We start from the raw sequence: 16,491 nt of genomic DNA on the forward strand, positions 1-16,491 counted from the left end.
GCAGTATGAGTGTTAATCAGTATAGATGGATTAACATCTGGATGGCTATTTTAGGTCACTTCTTCGCCCGATTTCCAGTTTTTTTTGACTAACCTCTCACTGCGTTGAAATGGCTGCTGGAAATTTTTCCTGACGGTACTGGCAACCCGCGCATTTTTGTTTTGCTTTTTAGCCCCCTTCTCGGTATAAAACGCGGCGCGCGGCTCATACACAAAAAGCGCTCGATGAACTCATCGTGTCGCCACTTCCAGCCGGGTTAAGCAGTGAACTTTTAGCTTTGGCTTGTGGTCCGTTTCAGCAGAGGCGGCCGTGGAGGTGATACGAGATAATGAACCATCGTTTTCCGCTAATTCAGCGCAGCCGTTCTGGCGCGCATTTGATTCCCGCAACCCGCATTTCTAGTCTGCAAACCTGCCGATGTTATACCCATCTCGGCGCTTCTCAGGATTCCAGGGCCGGTCACGCTTTGTGAAAACTGAACAAGGGCGCTCTTGTTAATACAAGAGTTTTCTCGTGGTTTCGCCGAACCTTGTCATACAGAGTTCGGATACGTGTTTTACAATGATATGAATAAGAAACCGGTCGCACGGTCTGGATTTCAGCATACTCTGCTGGGAAACAGAGCCGTTTATGGGTTGTTATCGCCGTACAACGCTGCGATAGTAGTCAACTGTTTTACACTTAATACAAAGAGTTGAGGTTCGCTATGTCTGACGACATGTCTTCTTTTTCGCCTTCGTCAGCGGGCGAACAGGGTGTACTACGTTCCATGCAGGAGGTTGCGATGAGCTCCCAGGAAGCCAGCAAGATGCTGCGCACATACAATATTGCCTGGTGGGGCAATAACTACTACGACGTCAACGAACTGGGCCACATCAGCGTCTGCCCGGATCCTGACGTCCCTGAAGCGCGCGTGGATCTCGCCAAACTGGTGAAAGCCCGTGAAGCGCAGGGCCAGCGTTTGCCTGCACTGTTCTGCTTCCCGCAGATCCTGCAACACCGTCTGCGTTCTATTAACGCCGCGTTCAAACGCGCGCGTGAATCTTACGGTTACAAAGGCGACTACTTCCTGGTTTACCCCATCAAGGTGAACCAGCACCGCCGCGTGATTGAATCCCTGATCCACTCCGGCGAACCGCTGGGCCTGGAAGCGGGTTCAAAAGCAGAACTGATGGCCGTGCTGGCGCATGCGGGCATGACCCGTTCAGTGATCGTCTGTAACGGCTATAAAGACCGTGAATACATTCGTCTGGCGCTGATTGGCGAAAAGATGGGCCATAAGGTCTATCTGGTTATCGAGAAGATGACGGAAATCGCCATCGTGCTGGAAGAAGCCGAGCGCCTGAACGTGGTGCCACGTCTTGGCGTGCGTGCGCGCCTGGCCTCGCAGGGGTCCGGTAAATGGCAGTCCTCCGGCGGCGAAAAATCCAAATTCGGTCTGGCGGCAAACCAGGTACTGCAGCTGGTGGAAATTCTGCGCGAGCGCGGTCGTCTGGACAGCATTCAACTGCTGCACTTCCACCTCGGTTCGCAGATGGCTAACATTCGCGATATCGCCACCGGCGTGCGTGAGTCGGCACGTTTCTACGTTGAGCTGCACAAGCTCGGCGTCAATATTCAGTGCTTCGACGTGGGCGGTGGCCTGGGCGTGGATTACGAAGGTACCCGCTCGCAGTCCGACTGCTCCGTGAACTACGGCCTGAACGAATACGCGAACAACATTATCTGGGCGATTGGCGATGCCTGTGAAGAGCACGGCCTGCCGCACCCGACGGTGATCACCGAGTCTGGCCGCGCGGTGACCGCGCACCACACGGTGCTGGTCTCTAACATCATCGGCGTTGAGCGCAGCGAAATCACCGAAGCGACGCCACCGCAAGACGATGCCCCACGTTCGCTGCAAAGCATGTGGGAAACCTGGCAGGAGATGCACGAGCCGGGCACGCGTCGTTCGCTGCGCGAATGGCTGCACGACAGCCAGATGGATCTGCATGATATCCACGTCGGCTACTCTTCAGGCACCTTTAGCCTGCAGGAGCGCGCGTGGGCGGAGCAGCTTTATCTGAACATGTGCCATGAAGTGCAGAAACAGCTGGACCCGAGCAACCGTGCGCACCGTCCGATTATCGACGAATTGCAGGAACGTATGGCGGATAAGATTTACGTCAACTTCTCGCTGTTCCAGTCGATGCCGGATGCCTGGGGTATCGATCAGCTGTTCCCGGTTCTGCCGCTGGAAGGGCTGAATCACGCCCCGGAGCGTCGTGCGGTGCTGCTGGACATCACCTGTGACTCCGACGGTGCTATCGACCATTATGTGGACGGCGACGGTATCGCCACCACCATGCCCATGCCGGAGTACGACCCTGAGAACCCGCCAATGCTGGGCTTCTTTATGGTCGGCGCGTATCAGGAGATCCTTGGCAACATGCACAACCTGTTCGGTGATACCGAAGCGGTTGACGTGTTTGTCTTCCCTGACGGCAGCGTGGAAGTGGAGCTGTCCGACGAAGGTGACACCGTGGCGGACATGCTGGAATACGTGCAGCTGGATCCGAAAACCCTGCTGACGCAATTCCGCGATCAGGTGAAAAACACCGGTCTGGATGACGCGCTGCAGCAGCAGTTCCTGGAAGAGTTTGAAGCGGGTCTGTACGGGTACACCTACCTGGAAGACGAATAAGGCAAACCGCCCTCTCCCGGTTGGAGAGGGTTAGGGTGAGGGGCAAAGGCCGCACAATGCCCTATACTCACTTGAACCCGTATGAATTACCGGCGATAATTTGCCCCAATAAGCGATTTACGAATCAATCCCTTCCTCGTCGGGTTTAACGACGCGGAGGGGATTTTTTTTCATCTGTTTTTAATGTATCGACTTTAAAAGAGGTCAGGACATGAGCACTTTAGGTCATCAGTACGACAACTCTCTGGTTTCTAACGCGTTTGGTTTTTTACGCCTTCCGATGAACTTCCAGCCGTACGACAGCGACGCAGACTGGGTGATCACCGGCGTGCCGTTTGATATGGCCACATCAGGCCGTGCGGGCGGTCGTCACGGCCCGGCGGCGATCCGTCAGGTTTCCACCAACCTGGCCTGGGAGCATAACCGCTTCCCGTGGAACTTCGACATGCGCGAACGCCTGAACGTGGTGGACTGCGGCGACCTGGTGTACGCCTTCGGTGACGCGCGTGAAATGAGCGAAAAGCTGCAGGCGCATGCCGAGAAACTGCTGGCTGCCGGTAAGCGCATGCTCTCTTTCGGTGGTGACCACTTCGTGACCCTGCCGCTGCTGCGCGCCCACGCGAAGCACTTCGGTAAAATGGCGCTGGTGCACTTCGATGCGCACACCGACACCTACGCGAACGGCTGCGAGTTCGACCACGGCACCATGTTCTACACCGCACCGAACGAAGGTCTGATCGATCCTAACCACTCCGTGCAGATCGGTATCCGTACCGAGTTTGACAAAGACAACGGCTTCACCGTGCTGGACGCGTGCCAGGTCAACGATCGCGGCGTGGATGACATCATCGCGCAGGTTAAGCAGATCGTCGGTGATATGCCGGTGTACCTGACCTTCGACATCGACTGTCTGGATCCGGCGTTTGCCCCGGGTACCGGTACGCCGGTGATCGGCGGGCTGACCTCAGACCGCGCCATCAAACTGGTGCGCGGCCTGAAGGATCTGAACATCGTCGGGATGGACGTGGTGGAAGTGGCGCCTGCCTATGACCAGTCCGAGATCACCGCGCTGGCCGCGGCGACCCTGGCACTGGAGATGCTCTATATCCAGGCCGCGAAAAAAGGCGAATAAGACTTACGCGCCGATTGCTGCTGCGCGACGCATGCGCAGCAGCAACATTCCCCCCGCCAGCAGGGTGATAATCTGCGACACCACCAGCACGGAAAAGCCAGAGCTGACCGACCCCACCGATCTCATCACCATTCCCATCAGCAGCGGAATAAAGGCGGCACAAATATTGCCGATCCCATTAATGATGCCGTACGCGCTCCCCACCGCCTCACGCGCGGCGTGATGTTGGATCACCGCCGGAATGGCCGCGCCCTGAAGTCCCCAGAAGACGTTAGCCGACAGCATAAACAGCGCCAGCCAGGCAGGCTGATGGCTGAGCATCAGCGCGATCACGGATAACGCCGTCAGCGCCCCGCCCGCCACAAACAGCACCGGTGCCTGTTCCGGCCGCATTTTATCGAGCAGTACCCCGCCAAGGAATTTTGAGCTCAGGCTCAACAGGAAGGGGATGGCAGCGAGCATGCCCGTGGCGTGCAGCGAGAAGTGATGTTCGTCGCGTAGCCACGCCGGGAGCCAGGCGCTGCTCCCCCAGAGATAGCTCAGCGTGGCGATTTCAACCAGCAGGATCCAGCCCAACAGCGGGGTTTGCCAGGCAAGCGTCACTGTCTCTGCGAGCCCCCGTTTGTGCATTTTTACCGTACTGCGCGGTGCCGGCAGGAAACGCCAGATGAGGCCGCCGCCAAGGAGCAGGTTGATTGCCGCCAGCGCATAAAACGATCCGGCCCAGCCCAGATGGGCCATCAACCAGGTCACCAGCGGAAAGCCCACGGCCAGCCCGAGCGAGACGCCCAGCGCGGTCACGGCGTTGGGTTTGCCAATCTCTTCTGCACCAAAGTTATCGCTGATAAAGCGCGTTTTCAGTGAAAAGAGCGGCCCCTCCGCGACGCCCAGAATCACGCGTGCGATGAGCATCCCCATCAGCGAGCCGAGTAAGGGAGAAATGGCGCAGACCAGAGCCCAAATCGCAATGCTGCTTAATAATCCATGTCGATAATGCAGTTTGCTTTCGATAACCGGTGTTAATAATAAGGCCGAGAATCCATAACCCAGCAGAAAGCAGGTCATTAACATTCCCTGTAACATTCTGTTTTCATTTAACTGAAAATGTTCGGCAAATTCCGGGTTTAAAATCATCACCGAAATATTTACCCGGTCAACGTAGGAAATAATAATGAGAAATAACAGTGCAATTGTGCCTTGCCATCTTGCCGTCATATTGCCCGCCTTATGCGTTCGAGAATTTATATTTTTATCAATGTGATTGTCACGGAGGTAAAATGATTCACCTGTGAAACTCGTTGTTTTTAAAGGGTTGTTTGAAAAATTGTTTCACAGGTGAAACCTGTCGCTTTTTCTTTGCTTTATTTTTAAGGAAGAAAAAGAAAATAAGTCAATATTTTTCATTTACTCTTTTAGCTCATCACTAAAACGTATTCTTTCACGTCTCAATAATGAAAATTTCATATCGCTGCATTTTTTCGTGATCCCTTGCACACTTAGCTTATTAATTGTCGATCAATTAACAAATTCGTCACATTTACGCTTGACGAAACATTCATCGCTTTTATATTGACCGTATTAAATAAGAAACAGAGTTTCATATATGAAACAAAAGCCTGGAGGATCGTGATGAGCTGGATAGGCGTATGTGACGCAGAACAAGTACAGGAAGATTTCCCTTTTAGCGGCAACGTAGAAGGTAAAGAGATCGGCGTTTATTTAATCGACGGCGAATATTACGCGCTGGAAGACGTATGCCCGCACGCCTATGCGCTGCTGAGTCAGGGCTTTGTCGAGGACGGCAAAGTGGAATGTCCGCTGCACGAGGCGGTGTTCGACGTCAAAACCGGCCAGTGCCTGCACGGCCCCGGCGGCCGAAACCTTAACCGCTACCCGGTTCGGGTCTTTGAAAATCAAATCCAGATTACTTTTGTCGAGGAGACCGTGGCATGAGCGACATCCTGAACTTCAACCCGGCGCTGCCCGAAAGCCGCCAGTTTACGCCCCCGGCAGAAGGCGGGAACGGCGCCATTCATAAACCGGGCGAGTACCAGAACCTGATCTGGCAGACCCGCAGCCGGGTGCCGGAAAACTGGGAAGTGAGCCTTATCGCCACGCTGGAAGATCTCTTTGAGCAGGGCGTTGAAACCTTGCCGGAGCTGGTCAACGGGCTGAACGCGGTGCGCATGCACGACCAGCAGGGCGAGCCGTGGAGCGACGCCAGCTTCCAGGCATTCTTACAGGTTAACGGCTACTGAGGACGACGCGATGACAATTACCGTACAAAACTATCTCGATAAAGGTCTGCGTGGCCTCTGGTATCCGGTGCTGGCGAGCTGGGAAGTGCAGTCTGCGCCCGTGGGCATTACTCGTCTGGGCGAACAGATTGTGGTCTGGCGCAACAAAGATGGTCAGGTGCAGGCGCTGGAAGACCGCTGTCCGCACCGCGGCGCGCGTCTGTCGATGGGCTGGAATCTCGGCGACCGCATCGCCTGCTGGTATCACGGCGTGGAAGTGGCGGGCAACGGTGAAGTGAAAGACGTGCCCGCCGTGGACAAATGTCCGCTGGTCGGCCAGCAGTGCGTGCGCAGCTATCAGGTGCAGGAGGCGCACGGCGCCATTTTCCTGTGGTTTGGCGTCACTGCCGATCAGCAGCCGGATGAACTGAGCTTCCCGGATGAACTCGCCGACACCGAACATTTCAGCAACTTCCTCTGCACCGCGGCCTGGAAATGTAACTACCAGTACGCGCTGGAAAATGTGATGGATCCGATGCATGGCACCTATCTGCACTCCTCCTCGCACTCGATGGCGGAAGGGGATCGCAAGGCCGACATGGTCCTGCAGCCGACGAAGACCGGCTTTATCTTCGAGAAAAAAGGGCAGAGCGGCGTCAACTTCGACTGGGTGGAGCTGGGCAATAGCGGCACCTGCTGGATGCGACTCTCCATTCCGTACAAGAAGCGTTTTGGGCCGGGCGGTCACTTCTTCATCGTTGGCATGGTGGTGCCGGAAGATAACGACAACTGCCGCGTCTTCTTCTGGCGTATCCGCCGCGTGCAGGGCTGGCAGCGCGACATGTGGCGCTTTATGTACCGCAACCGCCTGGAAAAACTGCACTGGGAGGTGCTGGAGCAGGACCGCGTGGTGCTGGAAAGCCTGGCGCCCAACGCCCGCGACCACGAATACCTGTACCAGCACGATGTCGGTCTCTCGCGCCTGCGCCGCATGATGCAAAAGGCCGCTAAAGAGCAACTGGCGATGCGTGACGCGCAGCAGGGAGCCGCCTGATGAATGCGCTGCTGAGCGGGAAACGCATCGTGGTGACCGGCGCCGCGCGCGGGCTGGGCTATCACTTCGCCAGCGCCTGCGCGGAGCAGGGTGCCGCGGTGGTGATGTGCGACATCCTCGAAGGTGAGCTGGCCGAAAGCGCACACGCTCTGCGGGCACAGGGTTTTACGATCGAATCGCACGTTATCGATCTCGCCGATCCGGCCTCTATTGAGCAGGTGTTCAACGCGATTAGCGAGCAGGGGCAGATTGATGGGCTGGTGAATAACGCGGCGATGGCGACCGGCGTGGGCGGCAAAAATATGCTCGATTACGACCCGGAGCTGTGGGACCGGGTAATGCGCGTGAACGTCAAAGGCACCTGGCTGGTGACGCGGGCCGCCGTACCCCTTCTGCGCGAGGGGGCGGGGATCGTGAACGTGGCGTCCGACACCGCCCTGTGGGGCGCGCCGCGCCTGATGGCCTACGTCGCCAGCAAAGGGGCCGTGATTGCCATGACCCGCTCAATGGCGCGCGAACTCGGTGAAAAGCGTATCCGGATCAACGCCATCGCGCCGGGACTGACCCGCGTCGAGGCAACGGAATATGTTCCCGCCGAACGACACCAACTCTACGAAAACGGCCGGGCGTTAACGGGGGCCCAGCAGCCGGAAGATGTCACCGGCAGCGTGGTCTGGTTGTTAAGCGATCTGTCGCGGTTTATCACCGGGCAGCTGATCCCGGTCAACGGCGGTTTTGTCTTTAACTAAGGTAGGGCGATGATGGCAAACGATCAGGAAGTGAAGTATCTGGTACCGGGGCTGGAGCGTGGCCTGCAGCTGCTGTTGGCCTTTGGCGAGCAGCATCGCGAACTGACCTTTGCCGAGCTGCACCGGCTGGTGGATATGCCGAAGGCCACCGCCTACCGCGTGGTGCAGACCCTGGAATATATGGGCTTTCTGGAGCGCAATACCCGTACCAATACCTTCTCGCTCGGCATGAACGTGCTGCGTCTGGGCTTTGAGTACATCGCCTCGCTGGATGTGGCGCAGGTGGGTCAGCCGGTGATTGAGCAACTGCGCGACGTGAGCCAGTGCAGCAGCCATCTGGCGATCCGCGACGGGCGCGACATCATTTACATCGCCCGCGTCAGCGCCGCCGGATCACGCATCAACCAGGTCAGCATTGGCACCCGTTTGCCGGTGCACTGCACCTCGCTTGGCCGCATGCTGTTGACCGATATTTCCCGCGCCGATTTCGAACAGTTGTTCCCGCACGAGCGCCTGCCGGGCAACACACCGGGTCAGCTTCACGACCGTGAAGCCCTGTGGCAGATGGTGCAGCAGGACAAAGCCCGCGGATACGTGATCGGTGAATCCTTCTTCCGCCACGGTATCTCCTCCATCGTTTATCCGGTGTTTGACCGAAGCCATCGCGTGGCGGCGGTGGTGAGCATTCTGGTGCCGTCGGAAGAGATCCCACAAGCCGACCGCGAGCGACTGCAAAACGAGGTTCGTCTGGCGGCGGACAAAATTTCTGGCTTCTTAGGGTATTTATCACAGGCCAGTTAAATCAGTAAGTTAACGTCAGGCGCTTTGCTGCGTCGGGCATGTTTTACGCCCAATTTGGGCCAGATGAGGCAACGAACGATGAGTGTAACCGGAATTGAAAAGCTGGAATTTGGCGTTGAAGACCTGACGCACTGCGCCAAATTTATGCGTGATTTTGGCCTGACGGGCGATGCCAGCGGCCAGCGTTTTACCACCCTGAGCGGCGCGCGCGTGGAACTTAACCCGATCGACAGCCCCGACCTGCCCCCGGCGTTTGAAGCGGGCAACACCCTGCGCCGCATGACATGGGCGGTTGCCGCACAGTCAGATCTGGATGCGCTGCGCCCGAAGCTTGCGCAGCAGCCCGGCTTTCGCGAAGTGGGTGACGCCCTGGAGTGTCTTGACCCGAACGGCATGACGCTGCGTGTGCAGGTCAGCCAGCAGACCGAAGTGGAGCTAAACGTTGAGCCGATCAACCAGTGGGGCGACGCTCGTCGTATCGACACCCCCAGCCCGGTTTACGATCGCGCCCGGCCCATTAACGTGGGGCACGTGGTGTTCTTCGTGGAGGAGCTCGCGGCGGTGGAGAAATTCTACCGCGAGGTGCTCGGCTTCCAGGTCTCTGACCGCTACATCAACCGCGCTGTGTTCCTGCGCTGCGGCGTGCGCGGCGGCCATCACAACCTGTTCCTGCTGCAGCTGCCGAACCGTAAGCGCGGCCTGAACCACGTGGCCTTTACCGTGCGCGATATTCACGAAGTGATCGGCGGCGGGATTGCGATGAACAAAAACGCCTGGAGCACATTTATCGGACCCGGCCGCCATCCAGTGTCGTCAGCCTACTTCTGGTACGTCAACAGCCCGACCGGCGGGGCGTTCGAGTATTACACCAATGACGACTACCTGACGGAAAACTGGCAGCCGCGCGAGCTGGAGCATTCGCTGGTCTCCTTTACCGAGTGGGCGGTGGAAGGCGGTATCGACCACGATACACGCCGCCAGCAGAAAAAACCGGAGGCGGTATGACGTCGCGCATTGTCATTATTGGTGGCGGTCAGGCGGGGGGCTGGGCGGCGAAAACCCTGCGCGATGAGGGCTTTGACGGTGAGATCTGCGTGGTGGCGGAAGAGGCGTGGGATTTCTATGAACGTCCGCCGCTGTCGAAAGCGGCTCTGCTGGAGACGGACGCGGCGCTTCCGCGACTCTTTACTGAAGAGGCTCAGCAGGCGCTGAATCTGACCTGGTACCGTCCGCTGCGCGCGGAACAGATTGACCGCAAGGCGAAAACGGTGCGTTTAAGCAACGGCGAGCATCTTAGTTACAACATACTTTTAATTGCCACCGGAGGGCGGGCGCGCCTGCCGGGTGAGGCATGCTCTGTGCATCCGCAGGTCTACACCCTCCGCCACTGGCAGGACGCGCAGCGCCTGAAACGTCGGCTGGCGGAAAGCCAAACCCTGGCTATTGTCGGCGGCGGCTGGATAGGCCTGGAGATTGCCGCTTCTGCGCGCAAAAGCGGCGTGGCGGTCACCCTGTTCGAGCAGCAGCCCGCGCTGTGCATGCGCTCGGTGAGCGGCGAGGTATCGCAGCGCTTAGAGGCCCTTCACCGCGAGCAGGGCGTGGATATCCGTACCGGCTGCGGCGCGCTGGAGCTTGAGGACGATAACGGCCTGCCGGTCATTCACTGTGACGGCAAACGTGAAACCGTTGATGCGGTGGTGGTAGGGATCGGCGTCGATCTCAATCTGGAACTGGCGCGCGACGCGGGGCTGCAAACCGAACGCGGGATCGTGGTGGATGCGCAGGGCCGCACATCGGATCCGTCCATCTTCGCTGCCGGGGATGTGGCACAGCATCATCATTACGGCCTGTGCATTCAGTCCTGGGCCTTCGCTCAGAATCAGGCGGTGGTGGCGGCAAAAGCGATGCTTAACCCCGATGCAGCAGGCTATGACGACGCGCCGTGGCTGTGGTCGGATCAATACCAGCACAATATTCAGATCCTCGGCATTCCGCAGCCGGGCAGCCGCACCATAGTGCGTGAAGACGCGCTGTACTTCTCGCTGGACGAAAACGGGCGCCTGACGCAGCTGGTGGCGTTCAACGATGCGCGCACCGTCAAGCTGGCGAAACGCTGGATGGCGGCCGGGCGGGATTTATCAGACGTGCCGCTCGCCGACCCGACTTTTTCACTGATGTCATTGCGATAGCTAACCCGCACCCGTAGGGGGAGACATGACCACATTAGAGACCAACACCGCGCCCGTTGAGGCGAGCGGTGAGGGGACCCGCACGCCTGAAAAAGCGGTGCGCTGGGCCATCCCGCTGTCGCTGCTGGCCTGCGTGCTGCTGGCGTTTTTCGACAAAATCAGCATTGCCGCGCTGTTTTCTGACGGCCACTTCCAGCAGGCGATGGGCATCGATTTTGACACCACGCGCCTCGGCATTCTGATGAGCGCCTTCCTGCTGAGCTACGGCTTTTCATCGGTATTTCTCAGTGGGCTGGGGGACAAAATTGCCCCGCTGCGCCTGCTCACCGGAATGATGGTGGTGTGGTGTGTACTGATGGTGGCGATGGGCTTTACCCATAACTACACGTTGATGATCGTGCTGCGCATTCTGTTGGGCGTGGCGGAGGGGCCGCTGTTCCCGCTGGCCTTCGCCATTGTGCGCCACAACTTCCCGCAGCATCTGCAGGCGCGCGCCACCATGCTGTGGCTGCTGGGCACGCCGGTGGGGGCGGCGATTGGCTTCCCGCTCTCCCTCTGGCTGCTGAACACCTTCGGCTGGCAGAGCACCTTCTTCGTGATGGCGATGCTGACCGTACCGGTGCTGATCTTTGTGCGCGTGGGTCTGCGCGGGATCCGTCTGGAGGCGAAGAGCGGTACGTCACAGACCTCCCGGGACGAACGGCGTGCTGCACGGCGCGAGCTGTTTGTCAGCCCGCACTTCTGGATCATCTGCATCTTTAACATCGCTTTCCTGACCTACCTGTGGGGCATCAACGGCTGGCTGCCGGGCTATCTGATCAAAGGCAAAGGGATCCATCTTGAGCACGCGGGCTGGCTGTCGTCGATGCCGTTTATCGCCATGCTGGCGGGGGAAGTGATTGGCGCGTGGCTCTCCGATCGGGTCGATAAGCGTGCGGCGGCCTGCTTTATCTCCATGGCGGGGGCCGCTGTCGGGCTCACGGCCGTAATGCACCTCGACACCCCGCTGACCATCATTGCGGCGATGAGCTTCAGCACATTCATGTGGGGCACCGGGGCACCTAACATTTTCGCCCTGCTGGCAAAGGCCACCCATCCACGGGTGAGCGCTACGGCGGGCGGCATTTTCAACGGGCTGGGAAACTTTGCGGGCGCGCTGTCGCCGGCGGTGATGGGCGCGCTTATCGCCTTCACCCACAGCATGGATTCCGGGCTGATTTTTCTGGCGGTGATGGCGGCGGTGGGCTGCGTCCTGTTACTGCCGCTGCTGAGACGTTACTGAGGAGAGTGTCATGACTGATTCAACCGTAACCAATACATCTGGCATCAAACCTGACCACCTGACGATGGAAGAGTGGGTCGAGTCGCGTATTGCGCGCTTTGAGGGTCGCAAATACGACTGGAACGCGCTGAAGTTCCAGGCCGATTTTGACCCGAAATACCGCCGCGCGCAGATGCGCTATATCGGCACCGGCGCCACGGGTGTGGCGAGCGACACCAACACCGTGCAGGCGGACCATTTTACCTTCTCCACCATGGTGCTGCCGTCGAAGTGCGAAGGACCGTTGCACCTGCACGACGATGTGGAAGAGGTGTTCTTCATGCTCAAAGGGCAGATCACGCTGATGATCCAGGACGGCGATAACTACACCGAAACCGTGCTGCGCGAGCGCGACCTGATCTCCGTTCCGCCGGGGATCTATCGCGGGCTGTTTAACCACGGCGAAGAAGAGGCGCTGATGTGCGTCATGCTGGGCACCAACAAGCCGGAAATTCCGACCTACCCGGCGGACCATCCGCTCTCGAAAGTGAAGCGGAACTAAGGGGGCATGATGACGGGTTTTCGTGAACAGGGAAGCGGCGTTCCGCTGATGCTGCTGCACGGGATTAGCTCTGGTGCAGCCTCCTGGCACAAGCAGATGGCGCTGAACGGTTTTCGCGTGCTGGCGTGGGACATGCCCGGTTATGGCGAAAGCCCGATGCTGGCCGCGGAACAGGCGAACGCGGGGGATTATGCCGACGCGCTGGCGGCGATGCTTGATCGGGCTGGCGTCTGGCAGGCGGTGCTGGTGGGCCATTCACTCGGGGCACTGGTTGCCAGCGCCTTTGCGGCGAAATATCCGGATCGTGTGCTGCATCTGGTGCTGGCGGACGCCGCGCAGGGTTACGGCCAGGCCGCGCCGGAGCAGCGCGAGCAGGTCTGGCGCAGTCGCGAGCAGCAGATGGCCCTCGGCGGTGAAATCCTCGCGCAGACCCGCGCCGCAAAACTGCTGCGTCCCGGCGCGCGTGAAGCGGATATCGCCACTGTGGCAGCAGGCATGCGCAGGCTTCGCCCCGAGGGCTACCTCGCCGCCGCGTGGATGCTGGCGCACGACGATATTCATGGCTGGCTGAAGCGCTATTCCGGCAACTTTGAAGTGTGGTGCGGCGAGCAGGATGCGATCACGCAACCCGAGCTGGTGCAGGGGCTGGCGCTGCGCTACGGCATGCCGTTTATCGCCATTGCCCAGGCCGGTCACGCCAGCTATCTCGATAACGATGCGTTTTTTAACCAACAGCTTTTACGTATTAACGAAGAGGTGCGCGATGAATGCACAAATTGACGGACGCGTAGCGGTCGTCACCGGCGGTTCTTCTGGTATTGGCTTCGAAACGCTGCGCCTGTTGCTGGGCGAGGGGGCAAAAGTGGCCTTCTGTGGCCGCGATCCGGATCGCCTCGCCAGCGCCCATGCCGCGCTGCATAACGAATACCCCGACGGGGAGGTTTTCTCTTATCGCTGTGACGTACTGAACGCTGACGAGATGCAGGCCTTCGCGGCTGCCGTTCAGGCGCGCTTTGGTGCTGTGGACATGCTGATCAATAACGCCGGGCAGGGATACGTGGCGCACTTCCATGACACCCCGCGCGAGGCGTGGCTGCATGAAGCCGAACTCAAACTGTTTGGCGTGATCAACCCGGTGCAGGCGTTTCAGCCTTTGCTGGAGCAGTCCGACATCGCTTCCATCACCTGCGTGAACTCCCTGCTGGCGCTCCAGCCGGAGGAGCACATGATTGCCACCTCTGCCGCCCGCGCGGCGCTGTTGAACATGACGCTGACGCTCTCAAAAGAGCTGGTGGGTAAAGGCATTCGCGTGAATTCGATATTGCTTGGCATGGTCGAATCCGGACAGTGGCAGCGTCGCTTTGAAAACCGGACAGACAAAAGCCAGAGCTGGCCGGAGTGGACGGCGGAGATCGCCCGCAAACGCGGTATTCCGATGGCGCGCCTCGGCAAGCCGCAGGAGCCCGCGCAGGCGCTACTGTTTCTCGCCTCACCGCTGGCCTCGTTTACCACCGGTGCGGCGCTGGACGTTTCCGGCGGCTTTTGCCGCCATCTGTAAGGACACATCATGAAAAAGGTTATGTTGATTGGTTTTGGTGCCATGGCGCAGGCGGTGATTGAGCGCCTGCCCGCTGGCGTGGCTATCGGCTGGATTGTGGCGCGCGAGGCCCATCATGCGGCGATTCACGCGCAGTTTGGTGATGCGGTAGTGGCGTTGACCTCACCGCTGCAATGCGTGCAAACGCCCGACCTGGTGCTCGAGTGCGCCAGCCAGCAGGCGGTAGCGCAGTACGGTGAGGACATTTTACGTCGTGGCTGGCATCTGGCGGTCATTTCGACCGGCGCACTGGCGGACAGCGCGCTCGAACAGCGCCTGCTCAACGCAGGCGGCAGGCTGACGCTGCTCTCCGGGGCGGTGGCCGGCATTGACGGGCTGTCGGCGGCGAAAGAGGGCGGGCTGGCACGCGTGACCTACCAGTCGCGTAAAAGCCCGGCCAGCTGGCGCGGCAGCTATGCCGAGCAGCTTATCGATCTGAATTCGGTGGCTGTTGCGCAGGTCTTTTTTGAAGGCAGCGCCCGCGAGGCGGCGCGTCTGTTCCCGGCCAACGCCAACGTGGCGGCCACCGTGGCGCTCGGCGGCGTGGGAATGGACGACACGCGCGTACAGCTGATGGTCGACCCGTCAACGAAACGTAACACCCACACGCTGCACGTGGAAGGCGCGTTTGGTGAATTCCATCTGGAGCTAAGCGGCCTGCCGCTTGCCTCTAACCCGAAAACCTCCACCCTGGCGGCACTCAGCGCGGTACGCGCCTGCCGCGAGCTGGCCCTGAGCTGAGGAGTGACGATGGACGATCTGAAGATATTTATCGGCGGCCACTGGCGACACGGCAGCGGCAACCCGATGCAGAGCCAGTTTCCGGCTGACGGGTCGATCAACGCGACGTTGAATGCGGCAAGTCTGGACGACCTGCAGGACGCGATCGAGGCCGGTGAGCGTGCGTGGCGAGATCCCGCCTGGCGGCATAGTCTGCCGCATATTCGGGCAAAGATCCTGCACAAGGTGGCGGATCTCATTGAATCCCGCGTCGACGATCTGGCTCAGATGCAGAGCCGCGATAACGGCAAGCCGCTGGCGGAGGCCCGCGGGCTGGTGATGAGCGCGGCGGGCACGGCGCGCTACTTCGCCGCCGCCTGCGAGCTGCTGGAAGGGGAACTGCCGACGCCGCGCCAGCCAGATTTACTGACCCTGAGCCGCTATGAGCCGCTCGGAGTGGTGGCGGCCATCACGCCGTGGAACTCGCCGATTGCCAGCGAGATGCAGAAGGTCGCGCCGGCCATTGCCGCGGGTAACGCGGTGATCCTCAAGCCCGCCGAAGCCACGCCGCTGATGGCGCTGGAGCTGGCGCGGATATTTGAACAGGCCGGGCTGCCCGCCGGGCTGCTGAGTGTGCTGCCGGGCAAAGGCTCGGTGATTGGCGATGCGCTGGCACGCCACCCTAAGGTACGCAAAATTTCCTTTACCGGCGGCACTACCACGGGCCGTCACCTGGCGCACGTGGCAGCGGAAAAACTGATCCCGGCATCGCTGGAGCTGGGCGGAAAATCGCCGACTATCGTGCTGGATGATGCGGATATTGAGCAGGCCGCGCGCGGGATCTGTTACGGCATTTTCAGCTCGGCGGGACAGGCGTGCATCGCCGGTTCGCGGCTGTTTATCCACGAGAGCCTTTACGCGCCGCTGATGGCGCGGCTGCTGGAGTTAACCCGCGGTCTGCGCGTCGGACACCCGTTCGCGCCGGGTACCCACGTTGGGCCGCTGATCAGCGCCAGCCATCGTCAGAGCGTGCTGGCTTACGTTGAGGTGGCGAAGCGTGAAGGGGGCCGCGTGCTGTGTGGCGGGGAGATCCCGGCCGATCCTAATCTTGCAAACGGCAGCTTCTTCCTGCCCACGATTATTGAAGGGCTGAACAACAGCGCCCGCACCTGCCAGGAGGAGATCTTCGGCCCGGTGCTGGTGGCGATGCCGTTTCGCGATGAAGCCACGCTTATCCGCGAGGCCAACGACTCGGTTTACGGCCTGGCCGCCGGGATCTGGACGCGCGATACCGGGCGCGCGCTGCGCTTAAGCGAGCAGCTTGAGGCGGGCACGGTGTGGATCAACACCTACAAAGTGTTTGCGATTTCGACCCCGTTCGGGGGCTTTAAAGAGAGCGGTCTGGGCCGCGAAAAGGGCATTCAGGGGCTGAAAGCCTGGATGCAGCAAAAAAGCATTTATCTGGCGACGAGTAACAGCGTCAACCACTGGTGCGACTGAGAAAGG

At 59.6% G+C, this 16,491-nt stretch carries 17 protein-coding genes; 16 read left to right on the forward strand and 1 reads right to left on the reverse strand.

Annotated features, from left to right (window positions below; genetic code table 11):
* The first annotated feature begins 566 nt into the window (after positions 1-566).
* The 3 genes from yqgB to speB all read left to right on the forward strand — a co-directional run bounded on the left by yqgB (position 567) and on the right by speB (position 3,815).
* A complete protein-coding gene (gene yqgB / locus NQ842_RS05075) occupies positions 567-698 on the forward strand; it encodes an acid stress response protein YqgB (RefSeq protein WP_139795425.1) in 132 nt (43 codons plus the stop codon).
* An 8-nt stretch (positions 699-706) separates the two neighbouring features.
* Complete coding sequence (gene speA / locus NQ842_RS05080) at positions 707-2,683, forward strand: biosynthetic arginine decarboxylase (RefSeq protein ID WP_014833212.1); 1,977 nt, start codon at positions 707-709, stop codon at positions 2,681-2,683.
* Positions 2,684-2,894: 211 nt separating this feature from the next.
* Entirely contained in the window at positions 2,895-3,815 is a 921-nt protein-coding gene (gene speB, locus NQ842_RS05085) for an agmatinase (protein WP_002434404.1), read from the forward strand.
* 3 nt (positions 3,816-3,818) lie between these two features.
* Here speB and NQ842_RS05090 read toward each other — a convergent pair whose 3' ends face one another.
* Positions 3,819-5,030, reverse strand: a complete 1,212-nt coding sequence (locus NQ842_RS05090; RefSeq protein WP_257256582.1) for an MFS transporter — start codon at positions 5,028-5,030, stop codon at positions 3,819-3,821.
* Positions 5,031-5,444: 414 nt separating this feature from the next.
* Here NQ842_RS05090 and NQ842_RS05095 point away from each other — a divergent pair, with 414 nt between their 5' ends.
* From NQ842_RS05095 to NQ842_RS05155, 13 genes are all read left to right on the forward strand, one after another.
* Complete coding sequence (locus tag NQ842_RS05095) at positions 5,445-5,768, forward strand: non-heme iron oxygenase ferredoxin subunit (RefSeq protein WP_013098654.1); 324 nt, start codon at positions 5,445-5,447, stop codon at positions 5,766-5,768.
* Positions 5,765-6,073, forward strand: a complete 309-nt coding sequence (locus NQ842_RS05100; RefSeq protein ID WP_083020677.1) for a recombinase-like helix-turn-helix domain-containing protein — start codon at positions 5,765-5,767, stop codon at positions 6,071-6,073. Before NQ842_RS05095 ends, NQ842_RS05100 begins: the two co-directional genes overlap by 4 nt.
* A gap of 10 nt (positions 6,074-6,083) precedes the next feature.
* Positions 6,084-7,106 (forward strand): aromatic ring-hydroxylating dioxygenase subunit alpha, encoded by a 1,023-nt coding sequence (locus NQ842_RS05105; protein ID WP_047361342.1) that lies wholly within the window; start codon positions 6,084-6,086, stop codon positions 7,104-7,106.
* Positions 7,106-7,855, forward strand: a complete 750-nt coding sequence (locus tag NQ842_RS05110; RefSeq protein WP_257256585.1) for an SDR family oxidoreductase — start codon at positions 7,106-7,108, stop codon at positions 7,853-7,855. Before NQ842_RS05105 ends, NQ842_RS05110 begins: the two co-directional genes overlap by 1 nt.
* Before the next feature lie 12 nt (positions 7,856-7,867).
* Complete coding sequence (locus NQ842_RS05115; protein WP_038983568.1) at positions 7,868-8,656, forward strand: IclR family transcriptional regulator; 789 nt, start codon at positions 7,868-7,870, stop codon at positions 8,654-8,656.
* Between the two features lie 78 nt (positions 8,657-8,734).
* Positions 8,735-9,661, forward strand: coding sequence for a VOC family protein (locus tag NQ842_RS05120; protein WP_046889550.1), 927 nt, complete (start codon positions 8,735-8,737; stop codon positions 9,659-9,661).
* Positions 9,658-10,845 (forward strand): NAD(P)/FAD-dependent oxidoreductase, encoded by a 1,188-nt coding sequence (locus NQ842_RS05125; protein ID WP_257256587.1) that lies wholly within the window; start codon positions 9,658-9,660, stop codon positions 10,843-10,845. The genes NQ842_RS05120 and NQ842_RS05125 overlap by 4 nt, the downstream gene beginning before the upstream one ends.
* A gap of 25 nt (positions 10,846-10,870) precedes the next feature.
* Positions 10,871-12,127, forward strand: a complete 1,257-nt coding sequence (locus NQ842_RS05130; protein ID WP_014833205.1) for an MFS transporter — start codon at positions 10,871-10,873, stop codon at positions 12,125-12,127.
* Positions 12,128-12,137: 10 nt separating this feature from the next.
* Entirely contained in the window at positions 12,138-12,668 is a 531-nt protein-coding gene (locus NQ842_RS05135; RefSeq protein WP_014833204.1) for a cupin domain-containing protein, read from the forward strand.
* Positions 12,669-12,677: 9 nt separating this feature from the next.
* Positions 12,678-13,448, forward strand: coding sequence for an alpha/beta fold hydrolase (locus tag NQ842_RS05140; protein ID WP_050860360.1), 771 nt, complete (start codon positions 12,678-12,680; stop codon positions 13,446-13,448).
* Entirely contained in the window at positions 13,432-14,226 is a 795-nt protein-coding gene (locus NQ842_RS05145; RefSeq protein WP_014833202.1) for an SDR family oxidoreductase, read from the forward strand. Before NQ842_RS05140 ends, NQ842_RS05145 begins: the two co-directional genes overlap by 17 nt.
* Before the next feature lie 9 nt (positions 14,227-14,235).
* The gene (locus NQ842_RS05150) at positions 14,236-15,006 is read left to right on the forward strand and encodes an aspartate dehydrogenase (protein ID WP_014833201.1); all 771 of its coding nucleotides are present in this window, start codon (positions 14,236-14,238) and stop codon (positions 15,004-15,006) included.
* A gap of 9 nt (positions 15,007-15,015) precedes the next feature.
* The gene (locus tag NQ842_RS05155) at positions 15,016-16,485 is read left to right on the forward strand and encodes an aldehyde dehydrogenase (protein WP_257256588.1); all 1,470 of its coding nucleotides are present in this window, start codon (positions 15,016-15,018) and stop codon (positions 16,483-16,485) included.
* The last annotated feature ends 6 nt before the right edge of the window (positions 16,486-16,491 follow it).

Source organism: Enterobacter cloacae complex sp. R_G8 (genome assembly GCF_024599795.1).
In the GTDB taxonomy this organism is placed as follows: domain Bacteria; phylum Pseudomonadota; class Gammaproteobacteria; order Enterobacterales; family Enterobacteriaceae; genus Enterobacter; species Enterobacter dissolvens.

Excerpts from the sequence above, each read along its gene's own strand:
- NQ842_RS05140 (WP_050860360.1), top strand. The coding sequence starts at position 12,678 with ATGACGGGTTTTCGTGAACAGGGAAGCGGCGTTCCGCTGATGCTGCTG.
- NQ842_RS05095 (WP_013098654.1), top strand. The coding sequence starts at position 5,445 with ATGAGCTGGATAGGCGTATGTGACGCAGAACAAGTACAGGAAGATTTC.
- NQ842_RS05110 (WP_257256585.1), top strand. The coding sequence starts at position 7,106 with ATGAATGCGCTGCTGAGCGGGAAACGCATCGTGGTGACCGGCGCCGCG.
- NQ842_RS05120 (WP_046889550.1), top strand. The coding sequence starts at position 8,735 with ATGAGTGTAACCGGAATTGAAAAGCTGGAATTTGGCGTTGAAGACCTG.
- NQ842_RS05130 (WP_014833205.1), top strand. The coding sequence starts at position 10,871 with ATGACCACATTAGAGACCAACACCGCGCCCGTTGAGGCGAGCGGTGAG.
- NQ842_RS05135 (WP_014833204.1), top strand. The coding sequence starts at position 12,138 with ATGACTGATTCAACCGTAACCAATACATCTGGCATCAAACCTGACCAC.
- NQ842_RS05100 (WP_083020677.1), top strand. The coding sequence starts at position 5,765 with ATGAGCGACATCCTGAACTTCAACCCGGCGCTGCCCGAAAGCCGCCAG.
- yqgB (WP_139795425.1), top strand. The coding sequence starts at position 567 with ATGAATAAGAAACCGGTCGCACGGTCTGGATTTCAGCATACTCTGCTG.
- NQ842_RS05145 (WP_014833202.1), top strand. The coding sequence starts at position 13,432 with ATGAATGCACAAATTGACGGACGCGTAGCGGTCGTCACCGGCGGTTCT.
- NQ842_RS05150 (WP_014833201.1), top strand. The coding sequence starts at position 14,236 with ATGAAAAAGGTTATGTTGATTGGTTTTGGTGCCATGGCGCAGGCGGTG.
- speB (WP_002434404.1), top strand. The coding sequence starts at position 2,895 with ATGAGCACTTTAGGTCATCAGTACGACAACTCTCTGGTTTCTAACGCG.
- NQ842_RS05105 (WP_047361342.1), top strand. The coding sequence starts at position 6,084 with ATGACAATTACCGTACAAAACTATCTCGATAAAGGTCTGCGTGGCCTC.
- NQ842_RS05125 (WP_257256587.1), top strand. The coding sequence starts at position 9,658 with ATGACGTCGCGCATTGTCATTATTGGTGGCGGTCAGGCGGGGGGCTGG.
- NQ842_RS05090 (WP_257256582.1), bottom strand. The coding sequence starts at position 5,030 with ATGACGGCAAGATGGCAAGGCACAATTGCACTGTTATTTCTCATTATT.
- NQ842_RS05155 (WP_257256588.1), top strand. The coding sequence starts at position 15,016 with ATGGACGATCTGAAGATATTTATCGGCGGCCACTGGCGACACGGCAGC.
- speA (WP_014833212.1), top strand. The coding sequence starts at position 707 with ATGTCTGACGACATGTCTTCTTTTTCGCCTTCGTCAGCGGGCGAACAG.
- NQ842_RS05115 (WP_038983568.1), top strand. The coding sequence starts at position 7,868 with ATGGCAAACGATCAGGAAGTGAAGTATCTGGTACCGGGGCTGGAGCGT.